This window comes from Ruegeria sp. CDSA241 (genome assembly GCF_059611265.1).
Map to the genome: position 1 here is coordinate 133,823 of NZ_JBXWPF010000002.1, position 11,890 is coordinate 145,712.

The 11,890-nt window shown below is 54.4% G+C and carries 9 protein-coding genes; 2 read left to right on the forward strand and 7 right to left on the reverse strand.

Going from position 1 to position 11,890, the window contains the following annotated elements; translation table 11 throughout:
- Positions 1-31: 31 nt before the first annotated feature.
- From AC2FJV_RS02765 to AC2FJV_RS02795, 7 genes are all read right to left on the reverse strand, one after another.
- Positions 32-610 (reverse strand): holin family protein, encoded by a 579-nt coding sequence (locus AC2FJV_RS02765; protein ID WP_496712538.1) that lies wholly within the window; start codon positions 608-610, stop codon positions 32-34.
- Entirely contained in the window at positions 601-1,212 is a 612-nt protein-coding gene (locus tag AC2FJV_RS02770; RefSeq protein ID WP_496712543.1) for a holin-associated N-acetylmuramidase, read from the reverse strand. Before AC2FJV_RS02770 ends, AC2FJV_RS02765 begins: the two co-directional genes overlap by 10 nt.
- Positions 1,213-1,333: 121 nt before the next feature.
- Complete coding sequence (gene ccmE / locus AC2FJV_RS02775; RefSeq protein ID WP_281972148.1) at positions 1,334-1,780, reverse strand: cytochrome c maturation protein CcmE; 447 nt, start codon at positions 1,778-1,780, stop codon at positions 1,334-1,336.
- 7 nt (positions 1,781-1,787) lie between these two features.
- The gene (gene argC / locus AC2FJV_RS02780; protein WP_281994660.1) at positions 1,788-2,816 is read right to left on the reverse strand and encodes an N-acetyl-gamma-glutamyl-phosphate reductase; all 1,029 of its coding nucleotides are present in this window, start codon (positions 2,814-2,816) and stop codon (positions 1,788-1,790) included.
- 94 nt (positions 2,817-2,910) lie between these two features.
- The gene (murI, locus tag AC2FJV_RS02785; protein WP_271946944.1) at positions 2,911-3,720 is read right to left on the reverse strand and encodes a glutamate racemase; all 810 of its coding nucleotides are present in this window, start codon (positions 3,718-3,720) and stop codon (positions 2,911-2,913) included.
- 8 nt (positions 3,721-3,728) lie between these two features.
- The gene (locus AC2FJV_RS02790) at positions 3,729-4,607 is read right to left on the reverse strand and encodes a lysophospholipid acyltransferase family protein (RefSeq protein ID WP_271946941.1); all 879 of its coding nucleotides are present in this window, start codon (positions 4,605-4,607) and stop codon (positions 3,729-3,731) included.
- 78 nt (positions 4,608-4,685) lie between these two features.
- Positions 4,686-8,105 carry an indolepyruvate ferredoxin oxidoreductase family protein gene (locus AC2FJV_RS02795; protein ID WP_496712548.1) on the reverse strand — a complete coding sequence of 1,140 codons (3,420 nt, stop codon included), beginning with the start codon at positions 8,103-8,105 and terminating at the stop codon, positions 4,686-4,688.
- Positions 8,106-8,274: 169 nt separating this feature from the next.
- On the opposite strand from AC2FJV_RS02795, the gene AC2FJV_RS02800 reads away from it, so the two are divergent.
- Both AC2FJV_RS02800 and AC2FJV_RS02805 read left to right on the forward strand, forming a co-directional pair.
- Positions 8,275-9,180, forward strand: coding sequence for a LysR family transcriptional regulator (locus AC2FJV_RS02800; RefSeq protein WP_142633997.1), 906 nt, complete (start codon positions 8,275-8,277; stop codon positions 9,178-9,180).
- A gap of 277 nt (positions 9,181-9,457) precedes the next feature.
- Positions 9,458-11,707: a mechanosensitive ion channel family protein gene (locus AC2FJV_RS02805; protein ID WP_496712550.1), complete on the forward strand. Its 2,250-nt coding sequence runs from the start codon at positions 9,458-9,460 to the stop codon at positions 11,705-11,707.
- The last annotated feature ends 183 nt before the right edge of the window (positions 11,708-11,890 follow it).

Below are 11,890 nucleotides of genomic sequence, written 5' to 3' on the forward strand. Positions count from 1 at the left end.
CGCCTCTGCCGGACGCACATAGTGTCGCGGGTCAGGCGGACCGACCCCGCCGCCAATCCTCGAGCGCAGGGTTGAAATCGGGTTTTAGGACCTCATCGGCCAAGCCTGCATCTGTCCCAGTATCAGCGACCCCAATCAAAGGTTCCCGCATCTCTGCCAGTGTTTCGATGTTTTCCATAACTTTCGGAGTACGTGTCATCGTTGCCGAAATTTCACGCTGCAGATCTTGCACTTTGGTCTGGTGTCTTGCGCCGAAATAGAACGAGACGACCACGCCCAACAACCACCACAAGGGCTCAGGTACCAACGCAATCCCCTGCATCCGAGCGGCAAACCAAAGCGGATCGACCATAGCGGCGATAAACAGCCCCAATGTTCCCAAGGCCATGGCGGGGCGCGGCAGCCGGTTGAGCCCATCCATAAAACGGTCAAATGCACTTTTTTGAACCCGCTCGAACTCAGCCCTATACTGTTCCAGTACTCCCTGTTGTCGCGTCAGGTCGCGTTTAGCGCCCTGCTCAGCATTTTCACGAAAGACTTCGGTTGTTTCACGCACGACATTCCGACCCTCGCCAAACAAGAACGCAAATATTCCCGAGATCAGCCCCATTCAGAAACCCTCCTTTGAAACTCTGCGTCGCTAAGATGATAGGTCGGTGACAGGAATTCCTCGGCGCGTCGTATCCAGCCACCTTTTGCCCCAGACCGGGACCGAGCATATTTGCGAGAGGCTGGACGCCGTTCCGCTATCCGGAAATAATAGTTTCTCCTGGCAACGCCATAAGCATCCCGCAGCGCGACAGGGTCCGGTTCAGACGCAGCACTGCAAGCCTGCGCCGTCTGCGGGCCCACAACGCCATCTACGACGACATGATACCCCATTTCACGCAGCAAATATTGCATAATTTTAACAGCTTGAACGCCTGAATTCACGTACATGTCGAAAACAGATGGCTGCAGAATGTTAGGCAGTAGGTGTAATCGCGGTTTTGAGAAATAGTGGCGGATAAAGATTTCAACGGCCTGCGACCGGCTCAGCCGCCTTACATCGGATACATCAACCATCCCGTCCTGCGTCAGGTCCAGTTGCAATCTGCGCATGGTATGGATTGTTACGCCGAATTTTGTCGCTCCACCCGGATCGTCGGGGTCATCGACAAAACCACCTTCACGCGTAACTATCTGTTCCGCGATCTGCCGAACCGTCTGCATGTACTGTTCTCCAACTTGGGACAGACAGACGCTCGGACAATTCTGTTAATACAGCTAAAATAGAAAGGGCGCTGCATGTCGATCCACGCAACGCCCGAATTCCGATCTCAAAGCCTATGGCTCAGCTCTCGCCGGCCTCCTTGTAAATACCTTGTTCTTTCAACGCGTCCACAACCTCTTTTGGCATATAGGTCTCATCGTGTTTCGCAAGAATTTCTGAGGCTTCAAAGACTCCGTTTACGTAGCTTCCGGTACCAATCATACCCTGGTTTTCCGAGAACAAATCAGGCAAAACCCCAGTAAACGTGACCGGCACACTTTCGCCACCGTCCGTCACCACGAAACGCACGGTTTCCCCTTGCCCCCGCACGATCGAACCCTCTTCGACAAGACCACCGATCCGGAATATTTCAGTCGGTTTTGGTGGCTCTGCCATTACTTCACTGGGTGAGCGGAAGAAATTGATGCCGTCCTGCATAGCGTATCCGATCAACGCCGTAGACACTGCCAAAGCAACGATTGACAGAAGGATGATCTGAACGCGACGACGTTTCTTGAGCGTTTTCATTTGTTCCTCATGGGAAAAGTGGGGCCATCATCAGACCCGCAGTTTCAGCTTCACCTAACATCAGGTTAGCGTTCTGCAAGGCTTGGCCGCTGCTACCTTTTGTCAGGTTATCCAGTGCTCCGATCACAATGGCGCGCCTCTCGATCCGGTCGCTGGCCACGCCGATATGGCAGAAATTTGAGCCGCGCACATGGTGGGTCGAGGGTGTTTCGCCAAATGGCAGCATCTGGATAAATGGTTCGCTTTCATAGGTTTTCACAAGCGCTTCATAAACGCTCGTGGGGTCACCTTTGACATATGTAGTCGCTAGGATACCCCGGTTTGCCGGAACCAGATGCGGAGTGAACTGAACATGGACCGGGCGCCCTGCAAGGGCAGAAAATTCTTGATCGAATTCCCCCAAATGCCGATGCGTACCGCCAACAGCATATGCGTTATACCCTTCGCTAAGTTCGGCATGCAGCAGGTTTTCTTTCAGCGACCGCCCGGCACCAGACACCGCGCATTTGAGGTCCAGAATGATGTCATCCAGATCAATGACGCCGGCCGAAATCAAAGGGCGCAAAACATATTGTCCGGTGGCGGCGTTGCAGCCTGTTCCGGCAACCAAGCGGGCCGTGCGAATTTGATCGCGATAAAACTCGGTCAGGCCGTAAACGGCCTCCTCCTGCTGCTCCAAAGCCGCATGAGGGTTGCCATACCATTTTTCATATTCCTCAGGGTCGCGTAGCCTGAAATCGGCGGACAGGTCGATGATTTTAAGGTCCTTCGGCAGGTCGCGGATAACTTCCTGGCTGGTTTTATGTGGCAGCGCGCAAAAGCACAGGTCGATCCCTGAAAAGTCGATTTCTGAAATTTTGCAAAGAACCGGTAACTTCAGGTGCCGCAAATGTGGAAATACCTGCGCCATCGACTGTCCGGCTTTCCGCTCGGCAGAAAGTGCAGCGATTTCCATATTCGGATGCTCGTCGATCAACCGAACCAGTTCAGCGCCGGTATAACCCGAAGCGCCCAGAATTGCGATTTTGTGGGTCATCTTGGACCTCTTGAAACTGTATGCCACTGTTCATGCCCGCCACTGTGACGGTCATGGGATTACGGATTCTTTCAGGCCGCGTCTTTGACCAAAGTCAGACAGCCTCGAAAGTTATTTGTCGTCGGAGGAACTGGGTGGCGCGATCACTGACAACACCTGGCTTACCAGTGGTCAGATAACCGCCCTTCGCCGCACCCTGCATATTCGGATGCCGCTGCAAATAGTCTGCCAGACTTTCGGCAACCAGATCACCCTGGCTGAACACCTCAACGTCGGGTCCCAAGGCCTTCTGAAACGCCTCAGCCATTAAGGGATAGTGCGTACAGCCCAGAATTGCGGCCTGAGGCTCTGGCATCTTGCGTTTCAGGGCGTCCACATGGCTTCGAACCAGCGCTTCGGCCAGGATCATGTCGCCTTCCTCGATGGCATCAACGACCCCACCGCAGGCCTGCGCCTCAACATCTACGCCAATCGCACGAAAGGCCAACTCGCGTTGAAACGCGCGACTGGATACGGTGGCCGGGGTCGCAAACAAAGCGACGTGTTTGACCGCGACTTCACGCGGCGGGCTGTTGTCACCCCATTGCCGCTCAGTCAGCGCTTCGATCAATGGAACAAAAACGCCCAAGACGCGCTTGCCTTGAGGCACGCCCTCTTCCTGCATCCGCCGCAAAGCAGCAGCGCTGGCCGTATTGCAGGCCAGAATCACCAGATCACATCCCCGGTTCCAGAGGTCGTTCACCGCACCCCGGGTCAGCTCATAGATATTCTCCACATCACGCACCCCGTAAGGCGCATGTGCGCTGTCCGCGTAATACAGGAAATCAACGTCGGGAAGACGTTTCTGCGCGGCGTTCAGAACGGTCAGACCGCCCAAACCAGAATCAAAAATGCCTACTGCCATTTGCCCCTTTAGGCGCGATGCCGTTCCTCAAATTCATAGCCATAGTCATAAGACTTTAGTGGCTTTGGAGACAGCTCATACGTTGCTTTGCGCAAGAAATCCATCATCTTGCGCGTATCCTTGGCCAACGGGTCCAGAACGTCGCGGCCGATGGGCTCTCCGATCACCACCTGGACCGGGGTATCAACGCGTTTTTTGAATTCCTTGATCAGCAATCCCATGCGCAATGTATTGTGCAGATGGCTGGCGATCTGAAACAGGCGTGAGGTATGACCGTCAAAAAAGACCGGCACAACTGTCGCGTCTGATTTGGCAACCATCCGCGCCGTGAAGCCACGCCAGCCCGGGTCCATCGGGTACGAGAAAGGCTTTGCCCCTGTGCTGACAGTACCGCCGGGAAATATGCCAATCGCGCCGCCCTCGCCCAGATAGTTCAAAGCTTTCTTGCGGGTCTCGAGGTTCTGCTTCATCGCAGCTTTTGTATCGTCGAATGAAATCGGCAGAACGACCCGATTCAGATCCTCTGCCTTACGAAACACATGGTTAGCCAGAATGCGAAAATCCCCACGCGTACTGGACAACATGTGCCCCATCATCAACCCATCCAGAATTCCATATGGATGATTGGCAATCAGAATCAGAGGGCCATCACGGGGAATATTAGACAATGACCCGCCAACCACATCCAGAGACAAACCGTATCTCTCAACCATGACCGACCAGAAATCTCGCCCGTTGGCCACGTCTTTTTCGTACCCATCAGCACGCCTGATAAGGCGCAGGCGGCCTGTGGTGTTTTCCATAAGCTTGATGACCATCCGTCCGCTTTTGGTTTCGGCGGAATAGGCATAAGAAATGTCACGTGCAACATGGCGTCGCGAGGGCATGGAAATCTCCGGTTTTGTACCTGCATTTTAAATGCAAGTAACAATTTTGCCTAGCTGTCGTGACACGGTTGTGACGAATTACTCGGCGGCGGCCTGTAATTCAGGTCCTCCGTTCCGTATCGTGGTCAACAATTCCTCTCTGCGTTTGGCGGCGCTCGCCTCATTCGCCTTAAGGACGGGTCCAAAACCTTTGATATCCAAAGGCAACTTAGCGAGCGAAATTACGGCATCCTTTGTTTGGATGGAAATCAGCGGAGTGATCTCTTTGAGATCACGCTCATATTGCTTGATCAGCGCGCGCTCCATTCGACGTTCGACACTATAACCAAAGATGTCCAGCGGAGTACCTCGAAGAACTTTTAGCCGAGACATGAATTTCAGCGGCTTCAGCATCCATTCGCCGAAACTCCGTTTGCGGGGTCGGCCATCTGGTCCTTTGCCACCAAGCAGCGGTGGGGCAAGGTGGAAAGTCATTTTGAATTCGCCATCAAATTCGGCGGCGGCTTTCTCCCGACTGGACAGTAACAACCGGGCCACTTCGTATTCGTCCTTGTAAGACAACAGCTTATGATACCCTTTTGCGACAGCATCACGAATTTCTGCATCCTCAAACGAGTCAACGATTTTGCGGTAGCGTTTCGCCAGACGAGCGCTTTGATACTGGGTTAGATGATCGGCGCGGAACGCGATGACCTGCTCTGGTGATTTCGGGAGGTCGGAAACACTTGGTCGTAGAATCTCATCGACTTTTTCCGGGTGTAAAACCGCCCAACGACCGATCTCAAAGGCTCTTTTGTTGCGTTCTACCGCCGTTCCGTTCAGATCAATGGCTGCAATCACCGCATCGAGGCTGACGGGTATCAGCCCGCGCTGCCATGCTGCCCCAAAAACCATCATGTTCGAATAGATTGAATCTCCCATCACTGCGCGCGCAAGCTCAGTGGCATCAAACAGGGAAACATCTTCTTTCAATCGTGCTTGCAGTGCCAGTTCCAGCCTCTCACCAGGAATCCTAAACTTAGTGTCGCGCGTGAAATCACCGGTAACGGTTTCGTGGCTGTTGACCACCGCTCCGGTCTGACCCAAGCGTGTCAGGCCAAGTGTTTTGGCCCCGGCGGACACAACCAAATCACCACCGATCAATGTGTCGGCTTCACCCGTTGCCACACGTATTGCACTGATATCACCTGGCCGGTTGGCAATACGGCAATGAATATGAACCGCACCGCCTTTCTGAGCCAAGCCTGCCATCTCCATCATTCCGGCGCCTTTGCCGTCAATCTGGGCCGCCTGTGCCAGAATCGCCCCGAGCGTGACAACTCCGGTCCCACCGATGCCGGTGATGACAACATTATGTGTGCCCATGATTTCAGGCAGCTCGGGCATCGGAAGATCGGGCAGATCAAGTTCAGTCGTCGCTTCTTTGCGAATCTTCGCGCCTTCCAGCGTTACAAAGGAGGGGCAGAACCCACTCAGACACGAAAAATCCTTGTTACAGCTCGATTGGTCAATCGCGCGCTTCCGGCCAAGTTCGGTTTCCTTGGGAACAATCGAAACACAGTTCGATTGGATGCCGCAGTCACCGCAGCCCTCACAGACATCCGTATTGATAAAGACCCTTTTGTCCGGGTCGGGAAAGGTTCCGCGTTTACGGCGACGGCGTTTCTCAGCGGCACAGGTCTGGACATAGACGATGACCGAGACGCCCTCATAGGTGCGGAATTTCTCTTGCACAGTCATCAGTTCGGCACGCTCAAAGCTCTCTACCCCTGCGGGTAAGGCTTTGAAGTTTACATCTTCTTTTTCGTCATAGACCAGCGCGACATGTGTGACGCCCATAGCCTTGACCTCGGCCGCGATCCTTTCGGCGGTCAGATCACCCTCATTGCCCTGCCCGCCCGTCATTGCGACTGCATCGTTGAACAGAATCTTGAAGGTGATGTTCGTACCCGCCGACAAAGCTGCCCGGATCGCCTGAACACCGGAATGGTTATAGGTGCCGTCTCCGAGGTTCTGGAACACATGATTGGTGGTCGAGAACGGCTCTTCCCCGATCCAGTTTGCCCCTTCGCCACCCATCTGAGTAAAGCCAAATGTGCTTCGATCCATCCACTGAACCATGTAATGGCATCCGATGCCTGCATAGGCCCGGCTTCCGTCTGGTACCTTGGTCGAACTGTTATGCGGGCATCCAGAACAGAAATACGGAAGGCGCGAGGCTATTTCCTCGGCATTGTCCGCCCGGCGCGCTTCGGTCAGCTTGGTCAAACCTGCGCGGACCCCGTCGGTATCGCGGCCTTCTTCAATCAGAATACCGCCCAGTTTTTCAGCGATCATGTTCGGATCAAGGGCACCGCGGGTGGGAAACAGCTCTTCCCGGTGCAGCGTCCCAGCACCGCCCTTGTACCAGCCATAGACTCGTCGACCACGGCGGTCGTCAAAGATCGCTTCTTTGACCTGAACCTCGATTAGCTTGCGTTTTTCTTCAACGATTACGATCAGGTCCAGACCCTCTGCCCAGTCGTGAAATCCGGCCATGTCCAGTGGGAACGTCTGTCCGACCTTATAGGTCGTGATGCCAAGGCGCTCGGCCTCGGCCTCATCAATATTCAACAAGGAAAGCGCGTGGGTAAGGTCCAGCCAGTTCTTGCCAGCGGCCACCAGACCTATCTTTGCGCCGGGTTTGCCCCAGACACGTTTGTCCATCCGGTTGGTCCGTGAAAACGTTTCAGCCGCAAAACGCTTGTAATCAATAATGCGCTCTTCCTGCAGATGAGGCGTATCGCCAAGCCGGATGTTCAGCCCTCCTTCGGGCATATCAAACTCGGGCACCACGACTTTCATGCGATCAGGGTTGCCATCAACGACCGAGGTCACCTCGATCGTGTCCTTCATGGTCTTGAGGCCGACCCAGACACCGGCGAACCGACTGAGCGCGAATCCGTAAACGCCGTAGTCGAGTATCTCCTGTACTCCGGCCGGGCTGACCACTGGCATGTACATATCAACCAGCGACCACTCGGACTGATGCAGCACGGTCGAGCTTTCGCCCGTGTGATCATCCCCCATGGCCATCAGAACGCCACCATGTGCCGCCGTCCCTGCCATATTGGCATGGCGCATCACGTCGCCTGACCGATCTACACCAGGTCCTTTTCCGTACCACAGACCAAAGACGCCATCGAACTTGCCGTCTCCCCTTAACCCGGCCTGCTGACTGCCCCAAAGCGCGGTTGCCGCAAGATCCTCGTTCAGACCGTATTGAAAAGTGACATCGCTTTCTGTCAGCTGTTTCTGCGCGCGCATCATCTGCTGGTCGACCGCTCCAAGAGGCGATCCGCGGTATCCCGTCACCAATCCCGCAGTGTTCAGACCCGATTTCGTGTCGCGCGCCTTTTGCATCAGCATAAGGCGCACAAGCGCCTGAGTGCCGTTCAATAGAACCGTGTTTTTGCTTAAGTCGAAACGGTCGTTCAAAGAAGTTTGTGGCTTACTCATCAAACGCCTCCCCTCGTCAGATCAGTGTGCTTCATCTGCTTCCATATTAGGTCATAATAACTGACCTGCCTAGAGCTTATCCTCTGAAACGCAAGGATTTCGCCGTTTGAATGTGGAAGTTGTCACCTATTTCATATAGGCGTTCGGCAGGATAACGAAAGTTGCGGCGATGGATTGGGACAAGCTTAGGATATTTCACGCGGTTGCAGATGCGGGCAGCCTGACACATGCAGGCGATAAGCTGAACCTATCTCAATCGGCAGTCAGCAGACAAATTCGGGCATTGGAAGAGTCACTTGATTCGACGTTGTTCCATCGTCACGCCCGCGGTCTAATTCTGACCGAACAGGGTGAGCTGCTGTTCGACGCCACCTCGGCAATGTCCAAGCGACTGGACGCGGCAGCGGCGCGCATACGAGACAGCGAAGAAGAAGTCTTTGGTGTGCTGCGGGTCACAACCACATTTGGCTTTGGGACCCTATGGCTCGCTCCGAGGTTGCCAAAGCTGTATGAACAATACCCGGACCTAAATATCGACCTCATGCTTGAGGAACGCGTTCTTGACCTGCCAATGCGCGAGGCCGATGTCGCCATCCGTATGAAAGAGCCTAGCCAGGCTGATCTGGTGCGCAAGCGCCTGATGACAGTACAGATGCTGCTTTATGCTACCCCGGAATATCTAAAGGAAAGCGGTCAACCTGCCTCCCTCGAAGAAATCTCGAGCCATCGACTTATCTGTCAGACCCCCTCAGCCCCCCAAGTAGGGGCCAGTGCGGCAATGGTACGGCATCTGATGACCTATAACCCGGCGTCGTTGCTGACAGTGAACAACTATTTCGGTGTCTTGCAGGGCGTACTGCACAATCTGGGAATTGGCTTGCTGCCCGATTATGTCACGCATGATTTCCCGCATCTGCTGCCGGTACTTTCAGACATCGAAACGGCTGACGTTCCTGTTTATCTCGCCTACCCCGAAGAGTTACGCCATTCCAAACGCGTGGCAGCCTTCCGCGATTTTGTGCAGGACGAGATCATCGCGCAGCGTAAACACCTGAAGAAAATGGGGAAACTATAGCTATGCGTCAACGTCATAGCGGACATGACGGACTATCACACTGAAACGCCTTGATCGTTATCAAACTGATGCCTAAATGAGCACTCGAAGGCGGTGATGCTGTAACGCTCATCATCTTCATACCTCCCTGTTGGACTACGGCCGAGCTTAGTGCTCGGCCTTTTTTTTGGCCCTGACTTAATCGGTGACACCGAACAGCCGAAAATTGCTGGGAAATTTCCACCTCCGCGCCTATGATCCCGTAAAAGATCAAAAATTCGTGTTCGAGGGAAAATTCATGCACCATCCACTCCGCCTATTACTGGCGTTGATTTCCGCCATTCTTCTTGCGGTACCAGTACACGCACAAGACAGTGGGGCCGCGTCGTCTACGGTCACAATTCCAGAGGACCTGACGCCCGATCAGGTTGATGGCTTGGTGGCACGTATGTCCGACGATCAGGTTCGCGCCATTTTGCTGGAACGGCTCGATGCGGTTGCAGAAAAGCAGGCGGCAGCAAACGAAAACCATGAAGATCCGCTTACCGAAATCAGTGAAATCTGGGCCGAGATGGTTACCTCTTGGACGCAGGTTTTGACCACATTGCCAAATATCGTCGGCGCCCAGGTTGAGGCGTTCAGCAATTTCTCAGCGAAATTCGGATCTACCGGGGTGTTTGGCCTGTTTGGGTTGATCCTAGCAGTTCTGGTGGCCGGATACGCTGCTGAGAAATTGTTTGGGTTTCTCACCCGCAAATGGCACGAAGAGCCCGATGGGAATTCTGATGCCGATCTTTGGAGCGCGGTACGTTACTTGTTCCGCCGATTCTGCCGGGAAATCGCAGGACTTGTTGTGTTCTATGTTGTTATCCGGGCGATTGGACGGGGCTTGCTGACGACAGAACAGCTTACCTATGCCGCCCCATTCGTTTTCTACCTGATTTGGATTCCGCGTCTGGGCGCAGCCGCCTCACGCTTTGTGCTGGCGCCCAAAAAGCCACATTACCGGTTGGTCAACATAGACGATCATTGGGCCAAATATCTGCATCGCAACCTGATTGGCCTTCTTCTATTGATCGGCCTCACGCTCTTTATCGTACGGTTCAACTTGCTTAACGGTATCACCCCGGCCGATACGCGTATCGGTTTCTGGCTGAACGCTGGCATCCATATATACATTGGGATCATCGCTTGGACCGCGCGCGAAGGGTTGTCTCAGATGATGTTGGGCACGGATCCGGACCACACCAAATTCGATGAAAAGGTCGCTCATTACTATCCCTACTTCGCTATCGGCGTTTCGGTGGTGATATGGTTCCTGGTCGAATTCCTGATCGCACAGCGTGATCCCAGAACACTTGCCCTGCTTGGCAAAGGGCCACATTTCACGACGATGTTCTGGCTGCTGATCGCACCAGCGCTTGATACGCTGATCCGTGGCCTAGTGCGCCATCTTCAACCCCCAATGTTGGGCGACGGACCATTGGCCGAACGCGCCTATAAATCAGCCAAGCGCAGCTATATCCGGATTGGTCGCGTGCTGGCCGGCCTGTTTGTGGTCTTTATGATCGCGCGGGTCTGGCAGCTTGATCTTCGACATGTCGCCTCTGCCGGGATCGGAACCGACGTTGGCGGTACGGTAATCGAATTCCTGATGATCATCGCTGTCGGATACATCTTGAACGAGGTCGTCTCACTATGGATCAACCGTCGTCTTGCCAAGGAACAGACAACGGCAGAAGAGCTGGATGAAGAGGCCGGTGGCGAGGGTGGCGGCGCAGGCGGTTCACGTCTGGCGACGGTTCTTCCCTTGCTGCGGATCACGGCGCAAGTCACGATTGCGGTCATCTTCGGCCTGCTCGCATTGGGCGCGCTGGGCATCAACATCACCCCACTTCTGGCAGGTGCTGGTGTCCTTGGTCTTGCGATCGGTTTCGGCGCTCAGAAGCTGGTGGCAGATATCGTCGGCGGTGTCTTCTTCCTTATCGACGATGCGTTTCGCGTGGGTGAATATGTCGATGTCGGCGGCACCATGGGCACCGTCGAGAAAATCTCGATCCGTTCGATGCAGCTCCGCCATCACCGTGGGCCCGTTCACACGATCCCCTATGGCGAGATTCAAAAGCTGACCAATTTCAGCCGTGACTGGGTGATCATGAAGCTAAAGTTCACCGTGCCGTTTGACACTGATCCCAACAAGGTCAAGAAGATCTTCAAGAAGATCGGCGCCGAGATGATGGCGGACGAAACCCACAAAGAAGGCTTCTTGCAGCCCTTCAAATCGCAAGGTGTTTTCGACTTTGACGATGTTGGCATGATCATCCGCGGCAAGTTCATGGCCAAGCCGGGCAAGCAGTTCACGCTTCGCAAGGAAATCTTCAACCGGGTGAAGGCCGAGTTCAATGCCAATGGCATCGACTTTGCCCGCCGCGAAGTTCGCGTAGCAATTCCTGGTCTGGAAGAGGCCGAGAACCTTACCGAACAACAAAAAGCTGCTGTTGGGGCCGCTGCGGCGGACTCGATCAACAAGGGAGAAACCCCAGCTTAAAGACCAGATACAGACGCCACGCGGCTTTTGGGCCGTCTGGCAGGAAATACTATAGACGGAACCGGCCACTAGCGCGGTTCCGTTTTTTTTTCTGGGTACACAAAGCGCAGAAAAGCTCGAAATTGGCATATGCCGGTTACGTTATTCGACCCTGCGCTGACTTGGCCCTTCCCACAGACGCGC